General features: G+C 39.3%; 18 protein-coding genes. 8 read left to right on the top strand and 10 right to left on the bottom strand.

Annotation, left to right across the window (positions count from 1 at the left end; translation table 11 throughout):
• Positions 1–147: 147 nt before the first annotated feature.
• Together BM163_RS07905 and BM163_RS13650 are read right to left on the bottom strand one after the other, a co-directional pair.
• Positions 148–1038 carry a cation diffusion facilitator family transporter gene (locus tag BM163_RS07905; RefSeq protein WP_089801921.1) on the bottom strand — a complete coding sequence of 297 codons (891 nt, stop codon included), beginning with the start codon at positions 1036–1038 and terminating at the stop codon, positions 148–150.
• 136 nt (positions 1039–1174) lie between these two features.
• Entirely contained in the window at positions 1175–1348 is a 174-nt protein-coding gene (locus BM163_RS13650) for a DUF72 domain-containing protein (RefSeq protein WP_143088200.1), read from the bottom strand.
• Between the two features lie 399 nt (positions 1349–1747).
• Here BM163_RS13650 and BM163_RS13645 point away from each other — a divergent pair, with 399 nt between their 5' ends.
• On the top strand, positions 1748–1933 hold the full coding sequence (locus tag BM163_RS13645) for a hypothetical protein (protein ID WP_177200258.1): 186 nt from the start codon (positions 1748–1750) through the stop codon (positions 1931–1933).
• Between the two features lie 156 nt (positions 1934–2089).
• Here BM163_RS13645 and BM163_RS07900 read toward each other — a convergent pair whose 3' ends face one another.
• From BM163_RS07900 to metE, 5 genes are all read right to left on the bottom strand, one after another.
• On the bottom strand, positions 2090–2347 hold the full coding sequence (locus BM163_RS07900; RefSeq protein ID WP_089801919.1) for a hypothetical protein: 258 nt from the start codon (positions 2345–2347) through the stop codon (positions 2090–2092).
• A gap of 289 nt (positions 2348–2636) precedes the next feature.
• Positions 2637–3038, bottom strand: a complete 402-nt coding sequence (locus BM163_RS07895) for a cupin domain-containing protein (protein WP_089801917.1) — start codon at positions 3036–3038, stop codon at positions 2637–2639.
• A 125-nt stretch (positions 3039–3163) separates the two neighbouring features.
• Positions 3164–4762, bottom strand: a complete 1599-nt coding sequence (locus tag BM163_RS07890) for a xylulokinase (protein ID WP_089801915.1) — start codon at positions 4760–4762, stop codon at positions 3164–3166.
• Positions 4763–5080: 318 nt separating this feature from the next.
• Positions 5081–5947, bottom strand: coding sequence for a methylenetetrahydrofolate reductase [NAD(P)H] (gene metF / locus BM163_RS07885; RefSeq protein WP_089801913.1), 867 nt, complete (start codon positions 5945–5947; stop codon positions 5081–5083).
• The gene (metE, locus tag BM163_RS07880; RefSeq protein ID WP_089801910.1) at positions 5934–8219 is read right to left on the bottom strand and encodes a 5-methyltetrahydropteroyltriglutamate--homocysteine S-methyltransferase; all 2286 of its coding nucleotides are present in this window, start codon (positions 8217–8219) and stop codon (positions 5934–5936) included. Before metE ends, metF begins: the two co-directional genes overlap by 14 nt.
• Before the next feature lie 207 nt (positions 8220–8426).
• Between metE and BM163_RS07875 the strand changes: the two genes are divergently transcribed.
• Positions 8427–9596, top strand: coding sequence for an MFS transporter (locus BM163_RS07875; RefSeq protein ID WP_089801908.1), 1170 nt, complete (start codon positions 8427–8429; stop codon positions 9594–9596).
• Between the two features lie 82 nt (positions 9597–9678).
• On the top strand, positions 9679–10302 hold the full coding sequence (locus BM163_RS07870; protein ID WP_089801906.1) for a flavodoxin family protein: 624 nt from the start codon (positions 9679–9681) through the stop codon (positions 10300–10302).
• 106 nt (positions 10303–10408) lie between these two features.
• Here the strand turns inward: BM163_RS07870 and BM163_RS07865 are convergent, their stop codons facing one another.
• Together BM163_RS07865 and BM163_RS07860 are read right to left on the bottom strand one after the other, a co-directional pair.
• Positions 10409–10621: a cation transporter gene (locus BM163_RS07865; protein WP_089801904.1), complete on the bottom strand. Its 213-nt coding sequence runs from the start codon at positions 10619–10621 to the stop codon at positions 10409–10411.
• A gap of 99 nt (positions 10622–10720) precedes the next feature.
• Complete coding sequence (locus tag BM163_RS07860; protein WP_089802004.1) at positions 10721–11164, bottom strand: CopY/TcrY family copper transport repressor; 444 nt, start codon at positions 11162–11164, stop codon at positions 10721–10723.
• A 204-nt stretch (positions 11165–11368) separates the two neighbouring features.
• Between BM163_RS07860 and BM163_RS07855 the strand changes: the two genes are divergently transcribed.
• The 4 genes from BM163_RS07855 (at position 11369) to BM163_RS07840 (ending at position 14097) form a co-directional block, all read left to right on the top strand.
• On the top strand, positions 11369–12334 hold the full coding sequence (locus BM163_RS07855) for a tocopherol cyclase family protein (protein ID WP_170243686.1): 966 nt from the start codon (positions 11369–11371) through the stop codon (positions 12332–12334).
• Positions 12335–12473: 139 nt separating this feature from the next.
• On the top strand, positions 12474–12887 hold the full coding sequence (locus BM163_RS07850; RefSeq protein ID WP_089801900.1) for a hypothetical protein: 414 nt from the start codon (positions 12474–12476) through the stop codon (positions 12885–12887).
• Between the two features lie 236 nt (positions 12888–13123).
• A complete protein-coding gene (locus tag BM163_RS07845; RefSeq protein ID WP_089801898.1) occupies positions 13124–13321 on the top strand; it encodes a hypothetical protein in 198 nt (65 codons plus the stop codon).
• Between the two features lie 191 nt (positions 13322–13512).
• Positions 13513–14097 (top strand): hypothetical protein, encoded by a 585-nt coding sequence (locus BM163_RS07840; protein WP_089801896.1) that lies wholly within the window; start codon positions 13513–13515, stop codon positions 14095–14097.
• 46 nt (positions 14098–14143) lie between these two features.
• Here BM163_RS07840 and wrbA read toward each other — a convergent pair whose 3' ends face one another.
• The gene (wrbA, locus tag BM163_RS07835; RefSeq protein WP_089801894.1) at positions 14144–14749 is read right to left on the bottom strand and encodes an NAD(P)H:quinone oxidoreductase; all 606 of its coding nucleotides are present in this window, start codon (positions 14747–14749) and stop codon (positions 14144–14146) included.
• A gap of 290 nt (positions 14750–15039) precedes the next feature.
• Here wrbA and BM163_RS07830 point away from each other — a divergent pair.
• Positions 15040–15202: transposase (locus BM163_RS07830; RefSeq protein ID WP_177200250.1), on the top strand; the 163-nt coding region annotated here is incomplete at its 3' end.

Below are 15202 nucleotides of genomic sequence, written 5' to 3'. Positions count from 1 at the left end.
CTTTTCACACTGTTACCTTTCCCTACTTATTACTCAATTAACCTTATATAAGTGTATACTTATATACTAATCAATCCCCATAATAAATACAAGAAGTTTACATACTCTTAACAAAAAGACACTTAGGTTCACTAAGTGCCTTCAGTCTTACTCACAATCACTTGCTTCACAACACTCTTTTTCAAACTCTAACTCTATTGTAACGTGATCAATTTCATGATCATTGAGCCATGTTCTTACCCGCCTTTTTTCTTCAATTAATTCATCCGTTGCTAAGTCGTCGTTTACTTCTAAATGCAGCGATAGCATCGTTTTCTCACCGTCTAGTGACCAAAGGTGCAGATGATGTGTATGGACGTTGAGTTCTTTCTCAAGCGCCTGTTTAAGCTCGCTTTTTGATACACCTGACGGTGTTTTTTGCAAGAAAATCCCGACGATTTCCTTTAAGTTACCGACGACATTATATAAAATATAAAACGTCAAACCGAGTGACAATAGCGGATCAATAATAGGCCAGTCAACAAACATTAATACGATACTCGCTACCAAGACAACAATCCACCCTAAAACATCCTCCATTAAGTGCCAGGTGACAACTTTTTCATTCATTGAATGCCCTTTTTTAAGCCGTAATACCGCCAAACCATTGATAAAAATACCTAGAAGTGATAACACTAACATGCCACTTGCTTCAACGGGTTCAGGATTTAAGAGTCTTGGTATGACATGGTATAAAATAATTGTTGACCCGATAATCAATACCATACTATTAATAAAAGCCGCTAACAAAGAAAAGCGTGCATAGCCAAATGTAAACGTATCATCTGGTTTTTTGCCTGATACTTTTTCCAGAAACCACGCGATGCCTAAAGATAGAGAATCTCCTAAGTCATGCAGGGCGTCGGCTAAAATGGCCATACTGTTTGTCATTAATCCTCCGATGATTTCAATAATCGTAAAACTGAGATTGAGGAAAAACGCGATTTTAATATTACCTGTCTCGTGACCATGATTGTGATGATGGTGTTGATGTCCCATAACTCCTCTTCCTTTCTTTTCATAACACTTTAACCTGAATATATATCAGTTTTAGGCAATGTATCAAAACATATCGTTAAAGACCATGTCGATAACCAACTAACCGAATACCATGCGGGTCGCCCGAGATGCTAATTCACCACGTCACTAAAGTAACGTGTTCTCTTAGCTGGCAACCCGTATAGAAGGTATTATCTATTTCAACGAGTAAGTAATGACTCGCATAATCAGCGAGTCGTTCACCTGGTTTTGTTTCTGGTAAATAAAGCTGTGGGTGGTCACCAAAGCTTGATAAGCCAATATGTATCATACTTTTCACCCTCTTACTGATAACATCAACATTCAAACAATCATTTGATTAATTACATTCTAATACACATTTGAATGTCCGTCAATCTTATTTTATCGTTTTAGAGCGAGAAGACAGCTTCCTCAAGTGCGTTAGCACTAGGTGGGTGATGAATCGCTTGTTTTGAATATTTTCGAAGTGGCAAACGTATATTCCACACGGTGCAATTAAAACGTTAACAATGATCGACACAAAACAAAGAGAGGGTGGGTATCATGAGCATGAAGGTCATTTTTTTCAAATTCCTTATATAAGCATAATATCCACCCTGATTTTGTTATGTCCATGGATCACACCCTCTGGGTGTTTAATCAAGCTAAACATTTTCGCTATCAAGCGGAGGGCCGTGAGCTTAGGGGATTGAGAGAGAAAAGTCCCGTTTCCATCCATCAACGGTTAAAGCAACGTTACGGATTAAATGATTATACAGAACGATTTGACCAAAGCAAGTTGTGTTCCTTGGACACACTATTTCCTCAAGAGGCTTTAACAGAGGTTGAGAAAATAGGTTTGCGGCGGTTGGAAAGTAGAAAAACCTATGCTTAGTTGAAGGAGCATGGGTCCCCTTTAGGGTGTCCTTACGGAATCCCCTTCCTCAAACATTCGTAAGAATGTTAGGTGGGGTAGTTCAATTCCACTCATCTTTTCCCATCAAAAAGCACGTAAAAATCTGTACGGGTCTTTACGCGCTTACCTCTAAAGTTATTCACTTACCCAACTCGCTTTACCACTCTGACTACACGTGACTTTTTGATATGGATACTGTTTTGTTGTGAATTTAAATGAAGCAAAATCAAAGTGCGAACCAGGAACAAAAATAAAAGTCACTGATTGTTTACCATACACTCGATCTAGTTCAAAAACTTTTTCAGTTAGCGTACCTGTCTCAGTAAATTCGATTAACTGATTGTTTTCTGTCGTGCCATCATAAAAGCGCACGTGAATCGTATTTTTATCCACCAGTGAGTGACCATAGATCACTAATAAGGATTGACTGTTATAAATCAGCCAATCGTACGGAATTTCTACTGGTTCAAAATTTTCTTATGTGACTTTTGTGGTATGTAATGGTTTTTTTTGAAACAACCAATCGCGATTGAATAATATTGTCGGGTTCATTGTCATACGTTATCACCTTTACTCTATCAGAAAACGTTCATATCAAAAACCAAACAAAGTAGAGTAAAAACACCATGTTTTAATGACGTTAAAAACGCAACCAGACCAAGGCCTCGTTGCGCTCAGTAACTCACGATGGCAGTTGTTCGATTACATGCGGTGGATGGTGTGGTGGAGCATAAAGGGTATAGAGCTTAAGCGGGGCGTTATTTAAATTCTTAATGTAATGCGCATATCCCTTCGGGATCAGTAAAACGTCATCTTCTTCTAGGATCCATTGCTGATTTAGCTGTTGCTCATTTGGACCAACGATTGCCCAAGCCTGGCCCTGTTCCACTCGAATAAACTGATCTTCTGCATCATGTCTTTCTAACGGAATGTCACCCATTGGCGGAATGCTCATAACGACGAGCTGTAACTCATCTCCTGTCCAGATTACTCTCCGGTAAGCATTGTTCTGTTGGGTGAGCGTGTCAATATTCGTCACATAAGGGACGCTATTTTGTCGGGGTAAGCGATTAAACGGGTACATAAAAGACCTCCTCTTTTTCTCTTGCTACCTCTAACGTATGCGCCCATAAGGTAAGCTGTGCTTAACTTCAAGCGAAAAAAAAAGACAGATCACCTTTGACGGCTGACCTGCCTAAGAAAAGAGTATTATTTGAGATGATCAACAGCTGCTCGTTCAATTGGTAACCCCTGTTTATAACGCGTCATAAACTGTTCAAATCCTAAAACATCGTCTCGATCTGGATAAATCGTATCTGCTTCTGCTTTATTAAAGACGTGTGTATTAAGGAAGTTACCCAACGTTTGCTCTTCGCTTTTTTGAAGCATAAAGGATGCAAGTACCGCAATCCCCCAAGCCCCACCTTCACCGGCTGTTTCCATCACGGATACAGGCGTATTTAAAGCCGCCGCCATAATGGACTGGCCAACGCCTTTTGTTTTAAATAAACCACCATGACCAAGCATCTCATCAAGCGCGACTTGTTCCTCTTTTAGTAAGAGGTCCATGCCAATCTTCATTGCCCCAAGTGCTGAATAGAGGTGGGTACGCATAAAGTTACTTAAGTTAAACTTAGCGTCGGTGCCTCGGACAAAGAGTGGTCTTCCTTCTTCAAAGTGCGTCATATGTTCACCCGATAAGTAGCCGTAACTCAGTAGACCACCACCGTCTTTTTCACCTAACAGCGCTGTCTCATATAGCGTTTGATATAAAGCATCCATATCAACAGGCATCCCCATTGTTTCTTGGAATTCTTTAAACAAGTTGACCCAAGCATTTAAGTCAGACGTACAGTTATTTGAGTGGGCCATCGCCACGAGATTTCCGGTTGGTGTGGTGACTAAATCAATTTCAGTATAGACTTTTGATAATTCTTTTTCCAACACGACCATCGCAAAGACAGACGTACCTGCTGAGACGTTACCTGTTCTCACCTTGACACTGTTTGTCGCAACCATGCCCGTACCAGCATCACCTTCTGGTGGACAAAGTAATGAGCCGCTTTTCAAGTCACCCGATGGATCAAGTAATAAACAACCAGCTTCTGTTAACCCCCCTGCTGATTCACCTGCCACTTTTACTTCAGGTAAAATCGCGCGTAAATCGATCACTACACCTCTATCGCTCGCAAGCTTTTCAAATGTATCCACCATTTTTTGTTGGTATGACTTTGTTTCTAAATCGATTGGGAAAACACCTGACGCCTCACCAACACCTAAAATCTTTTCACCGGTTAACTTCTCATGCACATAACCCGCTAACGTCGTTAACGTATGAATATCTTTCACGTGTGATTCCCCGTTTAAGATTGCTTGATATAAATGCGCAATCGTCCAGCGCTGTGGAATTTGATAGTTAAACGCTTCCGTTAACGAGCTGGCTGCTTCTTCTTGACGATTATTTCGCCACGTCCGAAACGGTACTAACCAGTTACTTTCTTTATCTAGCGCAATATAGCCGTGCATCATCGCACTGAATCCTAACGCACCAATTTTTTTAAGCGTGACACCATACTGATTTTGAACATCTTCTTTCAACTTCAGATACGCTTGTTTAAGCCCTTCCCAAATCGCTTGTTCACTATATGTCCAGTAACCCTCTACCAATTGATTTTCCCAATCGAATGCCCCACTGGCAATCGGCTGGTTATTCTCCGCAATGAGTACCGCTTTAATACGCGTAGATCCGAGCTCAATCCCTAAGACTGTTTGGCCTTGTTCAATCATTTGTTTCATATCATGCATCATAAACCCTCCATTGACTTAATCATTTTAGACTTAAAAGATAACGTTTACATAAATACATCTTTTCTTATAAGTTGACCTTATGATTCTCTTATTAAATCATACCATGATTAACTTGTAAGTCCAAGTTAAAATTATAAAAGACATATACTTTTTAAAATCAATTGCTTATAAAATAAGGATTTATCATTAAGTTATTGTTAAAATAAAATTAAAATAATAAATAAATTAAAAGGTACGTACAAAAATCAATAAAATTAAAAGTCCCATATTTTAAATACAACTTTTACTCCATCAAAAAAAAGAGAGGCAGACCTCTCTTTATGATGCGATCAACAATTGATTGACCGCTTGATAAATTCTATGGGCAATATAGGGGTTATTCATCGTATAAAGGTGAATACCATCTGCCCCTTGAGTAATCAAATCAACAATCTGATCAATCGCATAAGCAATCCCCGCATCACGCATCGCTTCTGGATGATGTTCATAACGCTCCATCATTTTCAGGAATTTTTTCGGTACGTTAACCCCACACATTTTAACCATTTTTTCGATTTGGCGTTTATTCACAACTGGCATAATGCCCGCTTGAATCGGTACATCGATGCCAACCAGTTCGGTGCGTTCCTTGAAAGTATAGAAGTAATCATTATCAAAAAACAATTGCGAAATCAGTTGGTCACACCCACTATCAACCTTTCTTTTTAAATGCCGGACATCATCAAGTATAGACACAGATTCAATATGGCCTTCTGGATAACAGGCGCCAATGATGTTAAAGTCACCTTCTGATTTAATATATTCGATGAGATCACTCGCATAATGAAAATCTTTTTTCTCTTTGTGCTCTGTGATGTCATCTCCACGTAAAGCAAGAATATTATCAATCCCTAATTGTTTAAAACGGGTGAGCAAGTCTTGCACGTCTCTTTTTGTGAATTGACTAGAAGGTAAGTGCGCCACACTTTCCACGCCATACGTGTGTTTTACCGTTGAGGCAATATCTAATGTGCGCTGGTTATTCTTTGTGCCAAGGGCGCCGAAGGTGACACTAATGAAGTCTGGTGCCAGTTCTTTTAACGCATTGACCGTTTGATAAATAGCCGCTAAATTTTCCGTCTGTTTAGGCGGAAAAATTTCAAAAGATAACACCTTTTTACGTTGAAATAGTTCAGACGTTTTCATAAACAATCGTCTCTCTTACAAATTGGATCGCATTTACTAAATGTTTAAGACTCTGATCAACTTCTTTTTCTCCTCGTGTTTTTAAACCGCAATCCGGATTAATCCAAATATTTTCAATCGGCAAAACAGACAGAATGTATTCGATGGTTGTTTTTAGCTCAGGTACTGACGGGATACGCGGTGAGTGGATATCATACACACCTGGTCCGACTGCCATCTTAAAATCAACGGCTTTAAGTGTTTGAAGTAGCTCTAAGTTCGAACGCGAAGACTCAAAGGTGATGACATCTGCATCCATCGCATCTATATCGTGAATAATATCTGTAAATTCGCTATAGCACATATGAGTATGAATTTGTGTCTCTGGCTTTACTTTCGCATGTGTCAATCTAAAGAGCGGGATAGCCCAGTCTAAGTAATTGGTATGCCAATCCGATTGTCTTAGCGGTAATTTTTCACGTAACGCCGCTTCATCGATTTGAATAATACCGATACCGGCTTCTTCTAAATCTAATACTTCCTCACGAATAGCTAAGGCGATTTGAGCGACTGTCGCTTTAACCGGTAAGTCCTCACGCGGAAATGACCAATTAAAAATCGTGATTGGGCCGGTCAACATGCCTTTAACCGGAAGCTTAGTAAGACTTTGGGCATACGTCGCATAATCGACAGTCATCGGTGCACGTCTTGACACATCGCCCCATACAATCGGTGGTTTCACACAACGCGTGCCGTAAGACTGTACCCACGCATGTGAAGTGAAAATAAAGCCGTTCAGTTGCTCCCCAAAGTACTCGACCATATCATTGCGTTCATATTCTCCGTGTACCAACACATCGAGTCCTAGCGCTTCTTGCCATTTGATACACGCCTTTACTTTATCTTTATTAAAGCAGTGATAAGCGTCGGCTGTTTTTTCTCCTGCCTTAAAGTCACGTCGATTGTCTTTCACATCAGCTGTTTGCGGAAACGACCCGATTGTCGTTGTTGGGAGAAGAGGTAACTTTAGACGTTCTTGTTGGCGTTTCTTTCGCTCATGCAGTGACGGCGAGCGCTTAAAATCTTGACTCGTTAAACGCGCCACACGTTCTCTTACATGTTGGTCAACTTCTGTTCGCGCGTTTTCAAATAATTGTTGATTATTTATAAAACACTCATCAGCGGCAACATCCGTTACGTCTACTAACTGACTTAATTCATGTAATTCCGTAATCTTTTCTTCTGCAAAACTAAAATATCGCACATACTCAGCCGATAAATGTCTCTCGCTTTTCACTGTATACGGCACATGAAGTAGTGACGATGATGACGATAAGACGATTTCACCGACGTGTGGCTTGATTTGGTTAATGATGTCTAGTGATCGCTTATAATTGTTGCGCCAAATATTCTTCCCATTAACAAGACCTAAAAAGAGCACTTTTGATTGATCGAAACCATACGTTTTAATGAGTTCTATGTTGTAGACACCTTCAATCACGTCAAGACCGATCGCGTCAAACGGTAAAGTTTGCAGTGTTTGATACACATCACGTACATCACCGAAGTACGTTTGAAGCTGGACGTTGACGTGTTGTTTATGACGTAAGATTTCTTCATATAATTGAGTAAATAGCTTTTGGTCTTCTTCTGTTAAATCATAGACCAATGCGGGTTCATCGATTTGAATCCATTCTGTTCCTAATGTATCAAATTGATGCAACAGTTGTTGATAAGCTTTTATCAGCGGTTGAACAAATGCGTTCTTGTTTAATCCTTCCTGATAACTCGCCAATTGTAAGAAAGTAAACGGGCCAATGAGGACTGGTTTTGTTTCAATCCCAAGTACTTTTGCTTCCTTGTATTCATCGAACGGTTTAGTGCCGACGAGCTTTATCTCTTTAGGGTCTGATAACTCAGGTACGAGATAATGATAGTTCGTGTTAAACCATTTTTTCATTGGCAAGGCGTGGACATCCTTATCCCCTTGTTGATGACCTCTTGCCATCGCAAACATGACATCAAGCGGTGATAAGTTCAGTGCACGGTAACGATTTGGAATCGCATTTAACAGGATCGCAGTATCAAGGACTTGGTCGTAAAAAGAAAAGTCATTTGACGGGATATAATCGACCCTTGCGTCTCGCTCTTTCTCCCAGTGTTTTTGTCGTAAGTCCTTCCCTACTTGTTTTAGTTCCTCCTCGGTTTTCTCTTTTCTAAAATAAGCCTCGGTCTGAAATTTCAACTCACGGTTTGTACCAATACGCGGGTAACCAATAATCGCACTTTTCATATTAAAACGCCTCCTCTAATTAAGTTAACGTTACTATAGCACGGCCAAACCTTTGGTAAGTAATGGTTGTTTTTGATAGGACGTTATAGACTATACCTATAACAGAATATGTATCGATTATTTTAATCTTTTTCTTGGCTTTTTCAGATTAAATCGCTTACAATGATGGGCAGTCAGTAAAATATTTACTACATTAAGGAGTCGCTCATGTATACACTGTTACTCGTCATTATTTACATAGCTTTCATTAGTCTTGGTCTACCTGATTCGTTGCTTGGATCAGCTTGGCCCGTCATGCATCAATCGCTGGATGTGCCTATTTCTTATGCCGGTATGATTACGGTTGTCATTTCCATCGGAACGATTGTATCGAGTTTACTTTCAGACCGTCTAACAAAAAAATTCGGTACAGGTCTTGTGACCGTTTTGAGTGTCCTATTAACCGCCATTGCTTTATTTGGCTTTAGCTCTACCCAATCATTCAGCATGTTACTCATTTTTTCTATCCCTTACGGAATTGGTGCAGGCGCAGTTGATGCGGCACTCAACAACTATGTGGCACTTCATTATGCCTCACGGCATATGAACTGGCTTCATAGCTTTTGGGGTGTGGGTGCGTCGATTAGTCCATATATTATGAGTTATTTTTTAACTGGAGGGCGCGCGTACACAGAAGGTTATTTCTTTGTTTCCTTGATACAAATATTCGTCACCTTTACCTTACTAGTAAGCTTACCGCTATGGAAAAAGCCAAAGGGTGTGGCAACAGCCTCGACTGAGCATTACGAACCGATTACCCTTAAAGATACTTTAAAAATCAAAGGGGTCCTATTTGTCTTAATCACCTTTTTCGGTTACTGCGCAATCGAGAGTACTACTGGACTTTGGGCCAGCAGTTATTTAGTAGAATACCGGGGGTTACCGGCAGATATTGCTGCAAAATTTGCTTCGTTCTTTTTTATCGGGATTACTGGCGGCAGGTTTCTTGCGGGATTTATTTCTGATGTTGTTGGCGATAAGCATATGATCCGTTATGGATCGCTTATCATCTTGTTAGGTGTCGGCTTATTTATGTTTGATTACAGCTCTCACACAATGTATATGATAAGTTTAATTATTATTGGGCTAGGGTGTGCACCGATTTATCCATCAATCATTCACTCAACACCGGTGAACTTCCCTAAGCGCTATTCGCAAAGTATTATCGGTATTCAAATGGCAAGTGCTTACCTTGGGATAACCGTTATGCCACCACTTTTCGGATTCATCGTGAGTGTGTCAACTATCGGCTTCTTCCCTGTTTATTTACTTATCTTAACTGGGTTTATGTTAGTATTCTCTGAAAAACTTAACCAGAAGCTAAAACTTGCATCTTAATACATTTATAATCACAACACGTTTAATGCTAATGGCTGAGTGGAACATGTACAGTGACAGACAAAAAGGAGGAACGGTTCACATGACAGCCATTAATGTTTTGTTTCTTAACGCATCTTTAAAAGACAGTTCAGAACCGTCACACACACAAGGTTTATACGAGAAGGCACAAAAGCTTTATGAACAAGAAGGGGCACACACCGAAAGCGTGCGCCTGGCTGATTACGCCATTCATTACGGTGTCACAGGAGATGAAGGAGAAGGAGATGAGTGGCCAGAGCTATTAGAAAAAGTAAAGAAAGCTGATATTGTCTTAATCGGTACCCCGCTTTGGCTCGGCGAAAAAAGCAGTCTCTCCACACAAGCCATTGAACGGTTATACGGCACGAGCGGCGATACAAACGACAAGGGCCAAGCAATCTATTACAACAAAGTGGGGGGTGTTGTGATTACGGGTAATGAAGACGGGGCGAAACATGCCGCAGCTTCGATTATTTACGGGCTCAGTCATATCGGTTTTGTCATTCCACCAAACGTTGATGCTTACTGGGTCGGAGAAGCAGGACCAGGGCCATCTTATATGGATGGCGAGGCAAGTGAGAATGCCTTTACGAATAAACATATCGAAATGCTTGTTTATAATACCTTGTATTTTGCTAAACTGTTAAAAGATCACCCGATTCCCGCTAAGGGTAATACGTTGTAAGATGATCATTTAAAGAACAACAAAAAATAAGAGGGGCGTTAGTCAGTGAACTCCCCCCTTTTTTTGATTTTTCTGTCATTGTATTTAACCATTGATGACTATTGGCTTATTTTGTTGTGGCTGTATAGCCCGCCGTTTTGATGCTTTCGATTAACTGATCAGCGGTAACGACTGATTCGTCGTATTTCACTTTAGCTTCACCTTTTTTTAAGTTTACTTTGACTTTCTCTACACCCGCTTGATCTCTGAGGATTGACTCTACTTTACCTACACAGTGCATACAATTCATACCCGCTACTTCAAAGATTGTTTTTGTCATATTATTTCCCTCCTTACATTTAATGAGAGCTATTAAAAATACTCGCTTCTCTCACCCTATATCCATTGATATGATACGATAATCACTTGTGTCAAATCGTTACCCGTGATGCTGACATTGGCATTGACCTTTGACACAGTTACAAAGAACCGTATCATAGGCAATCGGTTCTTTTTGCTTCAGCTTTTCTTTTAATAAAGCAACATCATCATGACTCAGCATAGCCTCATCAATCAACACGCCAATCGTTTTACCAATATCTTTACTACAAATGTTATGGAAAAATTGATCCAATGTTTCATTGACAAGCGTATCTTCTTTAATATCCGTTGAGTAAAGAAACTTTCGTCCGTCTTTTTTAGTTTTTAAAGCACCTTTCTTAACAAGGCGACCGATTAATGTTTTAATCGTCGGTTCTTTCCACCCTCGTTTATCTGTTAAAACGTCAATAATGACGTGAGAAGGTACTTCTGTTTGCGCCCAGACAACGCGCATCACTTCCCATTCCGCATTGGTAATGTCTTTATCCATTTCAATTGCCATCGTGTCACCACTTTCGTTTACAAGTGTAATCATTAATTATAGTGTACAAGCAATTGCTCCTTCTGTCAAGATAGAAACACGCTCTCCAACGCTATGATAGGCGTTAAAGTGTACCATATCAGATTAAAACAGCTTTCCTTGCTGAAAATTGTTATAATGAATAAAAGCTATCAATTAAAACAATCGTTTGAAAGGATGACGCATATGATTAACCGACATACACACCCTGAAATCTTTCAAGGTCAGTTAAAACATCAACATTATTTCGAGGGCTGGTATTTAAAGCATACATCAACATCATCAAAAGAAAGCATTGCATTTATTCCCGGCGTCAGTTTAAATCCCGATAACAGCCATGCTTTTATTCAAGTCATCCAGTCTCATCCCGTAAGAACATATTATTTCACCTATCCTCTTGAGAGTTTTCATACGACGGATGTCCCTTTTTCTTTGACAATAGGTGATTCTTTCTTTAGTTTGACCGAAACACGCATTGATATAACTGATGGTAACCATCACTTTAAAGGGCAGTTATATTACGATAACTTAACACCGATTGACCGAACACTATTCACTCCTAATATTATGGGATTTTTCAGCTACATCCCAAAGATGGCGTGTAAGCACGGGGTGATGAGTATGCATCACCATGTAAATGGTACATTAACCGATGCGAGCGGACATACCCTAACATTTAAAGATGATTACGGCTATATTGAAAAAGACTGGGGGCACTCCTTCCCTGAAAAATATATTTGGTCACAAGCCAATCACTTCCCTAAAAAGCAAGCCAGCTTAATGGTCAGCGTTGCAACGATTCCGTTATTAAGAACGTCTTTTATCGGGCATTTATGTAATCTTCACATTGACGGAAAGGAATATCGCTTCGCGACTTACAACGGCAGTAAAATTACGAAGTTGAAAATCACCGACAAACATCTCTTCTTAATATTAACCAAAAAGCAATGGCGATTAGAAATAAACGCTTGGCTTGATGACGCGAAAGAATTAAAAGCACCACTCAATGGTGCCATGACCGATACCATTAAAGAGGGTTTAGGTGGAAAGCTTGACTTTAAACTCTATCATCATAATCAACTGATCCATGCAGATTCAAGTTTATATGCCGGTATAGAAGTTGTTAAAATGGCCAACATTAATGTTGATTAAAACGCCTAACATATCATCTCTTTCTTAACAAAAAATCTTGTAAGCCTTTGACAAACACTTTTGTTTCCTTCACGCCAAATATATTGTATTTTCTTTTGTTACTTTCTCTTTTCTACTAATTTAATTAGGAGGTGTTTTAATGAAGAAGATATTACCTACAGTCTTGATTTTGTTAGGAATGATTGTGTTGCTATCGTTAATGACCATTACTTATGCTGATATTGAACAAGCATCAAATCAAGTCACCGGCAATTTATCAACCTTACTTATTCTCATGTCACTTTACGCTTTTCTTTTTGGTATGTTAATGGAATATAGGGGACTATCCCGCGTCATTAAAGGCGACATCCGCCTTCAATCAACGTTACTCGTTGTGACATCAGTATTAATGGTCTTTGTCTTTATCCCTGCGACAAGTTGGATCGCTTGGTTTAGGTTAGATCATCCTTTGTATCTTGAGGCACTGATAATTCCTGAAACACATATGATTTTAGCCGTTTTAGCCGGTACATTATTCGTAAGATCATTTACCAAAGAATCACGTACCAACTAGCAGTAGAGCAGACTGTACGTAAACATTTATCAACAACAAATACATAAGGAGGCGTGTCAGTGAAGAAACTTGTTTTCTTACTTTCAGTTATACTGCTCACCGCTTGTAGCAGTGACCAACCTATGAAACCAACCACACCAACCAATACAGCATACTTAATGAAATGACACATCGATAGTCAAAATTATGATTATTTCCAGTCGTTGTTCTCAGAAGGACGAGAAGACATCATTTCCGTGGAAACATTTGAAAGCTTTGGTGAGCTGTCGACATCAGGCGAAAATTTTAAAAACTATGAATTACTCACTTTCGATAATGGTGAAATGCTGTTGATTAAATTTAAGCCTCAACTCGACAATGAGGAAGAGCTCAAGATTGTGAATGTGATCCGCATTCCTGACGATATGAAAGAATTGTTTAAACCACAAAAATAATCACTCATTCTAAAACAATCATGCTGTTTAGTGTGATTGTTTTTTATATGTAAAATGTCATTGATTTTTAAAAAAACGAAGCCATCACTTATTTTCATCCTTATGAATCAATGCTTTTACCACCTCGATTATCATCATGTTTTAAATGGTTCTGATATACTCTTAGTCATAACAATAAGAGGAGTATATTTATGGAACACTTCAAACAGATCCCCCACCATTTAGCGACGAAAACAACCCTTCTGAAAGTCCGCCACCGAAAAATCACTGAAAAGACTAAAGTAAGAGGGACCGTAAGCCTCTGTACACCACACGGACGTAAAAATTTTAAATTATATGCGATTGAAGATGCTGTTCCGATTAAGAAGCGTCATGTAGAAACCAAACATTTCCCCCTTACAGATAAAACATTGAGCGAAGCGTTATACATCATTAACAAATTCGCTAAAAAAAGCCGCGATGCGAAAAATCTCGCCTATTTCTTGGGCGATCACCAGACAACACAGAGTCGAAAATCTCGCCAACGGAATTTGTATAAGTTAAAAGATAGGGCATTAAAAATATTAGCTGATCAGAGAAAACTGATCTATCTCGGCTATCACGAAATGGATGATGATTACTTATATCTTTATCGCTTCGGTGAGTATAACTTCCATGTCCCTAAACAAGCAGAAGGAGGTCCCTCCTTACTGAATCATCTCACTGAGCTAATCTCTTCAGAACAAACAAGAAAGACGACTTTAAAGAAAATGGTGAGAATTCCTGATGCAGGATAAGTAGCTTCATAAAACTTTTTTTGATTTCTATTCAGTTAATGAATACTTAAGCTTGACCTTGTTTTACCCAATCGGCTACTGTCACTGTACGTTTAGCCTGATATTTTACTGCTGCTTCAACATCTTCAACCATGTTACCGTCTTGGTCAACCGATACACTTGTACCATACGGGTTACCACCCGCACCAAAGACAACTGGATCAGAGTAACCAGGTGTTGCGATAATGGCGCCCCAGTGCATCATCGCTGTATAAAGTGATAACAATGTCGCTTCTTGTCCACCATGAGGATTTTGAGCTGATGTCATGGCACTTACGACTTTATTGACGGTCTTACCATTCGCCCATAGACCCCCTTGCATATCAATAAATTGTTTCATTTGTGATGGCATCGTACCAAAGCGTGTTGGTACACTAAAGATAATCGCATCGGCCCATTCAATATCATCACTTGTGGCTGATGGAATATCTTTAATTGACTCAACTGTGTTTTTCCAACCTTCATTACTATTAATAACGGATTCTGGTGCTAATTCTTCTACTTTAACTAAGCGCACATTAGCACCTGCTTGTTCTGCACCTTCTTTTGCCCATTTTGCTAATTGGACGTTTGTTCCACCCATACTGTAAAAAATAATCGTGACGTTTGTCATAAATTTCTCGCTCCTTTTTCTGTTGTTTTTTGATTATTTCTTCATATGTTATCTATCCATTACAGTTACTTCTCATCATTTTAAGACACGAGCTACTTATGGATATACTGCTTACTCGTAACTTTTAACGCACTTCCGAAAGAAGTCTCCCTCTTCAAGCGTGTGAAGGGCGTAGCCAACGATAAGGGGGAGATGAATGTCGGTTGGGCGACAGCCCAAAGGTTTTTTATTTTGTCTTTTTTCTTATTATGGTATAATCAGTCTTATTAAGTATAAGGATTGAGATAACAATGAAATTAGACAGTAACAATCATTCAGTATTTTTGATGCATTACCATCTTGTGTTAGTTGTGAAGTATCGAAGAAAAGTAATAGATGATACGATTTCGGATTATGCCAAAGATAAATTTGTGTCATTGAGTGAAAAATATAATATCACATTAGTTGAATGGA

The organism is Halolactibacillus alkaliphilus (genome assembly GCF_900115465.1).
GTDB classification, from domain to species: domain Bacteria; phylum Bacillota; class Bacilli; order Bacillales; family Amphibacillaceae; genus Halolactibacillus; species Halolactibacillus alkaliphilus.
Note: the sequence above shows the minus strand (reverse complement) of the source record. Positions and strands in the feature narration are given on the sequence as shown.

What these genes read in the sequence shown, in the direction of transcription:
- BM163_RS07875 (WP_089801908.1), top strand. Translation starts at nt 8,427, where the DNA reads ATGTATACACTGTTACTCGTCATTATTTACATAGCTTTCATTAGTCTT.
- BM163_RS07870 (WP_089801906.1), top strand. Translation starts at nt 9,679, where the DNA reads ATGACAGCCATTAATGTTTTGTTTCTTAACGCATCTTTAAAAGACAGT.
- BM163_RS07840 (WP_089801896.1), top strand. Translation starts at nt 13,513, where the DNA reads ATGGAACACTTCAAACAGATCCCCCACCATTTAGCGACGAAAACAACC.
- metE (WP_089801910.1), bottom strand. Translation starts at nt 8,219, where the DNA reads ATGAAAAGTGCGATTATTGGTTACCCGCGTATTGGTACAAACCGTGAG.
- BM163_RS07905 (WP_089801921.1), bottom strand. Translation starts at nt 1,038, where the DNA reads ATGGGACATCAACACCATCATCACAATCATGGTCACGAGACAGGTAAT.
- BM163_RS07895 (WP_089801917.1), bottom strand. Translation starts at nt 3,038, where the DNA reads ATGTACCCGTTTAATCGCTTACCCCGACAAAATAGCGTCCCTTATGTG.
- BM163_RS13650 (WP_143088200.1), bottom strand. Translation starts at nt 1,348, where the DNA reads ATGATACATATTGGCTTATCAAGCTTTGGTGACCACCCACAGCTTTAT.
- BM163_RS07850 (WP_089801900.1), top strand. Translation starts at nt 12,474, where the DNA reads ATGAAGAAGATATTACCTACAGTCTTGATTTTGTTAGGAATGATTGTG.
- BM163_RS07860 (WP_089802004.1), bottom strand. Translation starts at nt 11,164, where the DNA reads ATGGCAATTGAAATGGATAAAGACATTACCAATGCGGAATGGGAAGTG.
- wrbA (WP_089801894.1), bottom strand. Translation starts at nt 14,749, where the DNA reads ATGACAAACGTCACGATTATTTTTTACAGTATGGGTGGAACAAACGTC.
- BM163_RS07890 (WP_089801915.1), bottom strand. Translation starts at nt 4,762, where the DNA reads ATGATGCATGATATGAAACAAATGATTGAACAAGGCCAAACAGTCTTA.
- BM163_RS07865 (WP_089801904.1), bottom strand. Translation starts at nt 10,621, where the DNA reads ATGACAAAAACAATCTTTGAAGTAGCGGGTATGAATTGTATGCACTGT.
- metF (WP_089801913.1), bottom strand. Translation starts at nt 5,947, where the DNA reads ATGAAAACGTCTGAACTATTTCAACGTAAAAAGGTGTTATCTTTTGAA.
- BM163_RS07855 (WP_170243686.1), top strand. Translation starts at nt 11,369, where the DNA reads ATGATTAACCGACATACACACCCTGAAATCTTTCAAGGTCAGTTAAAA.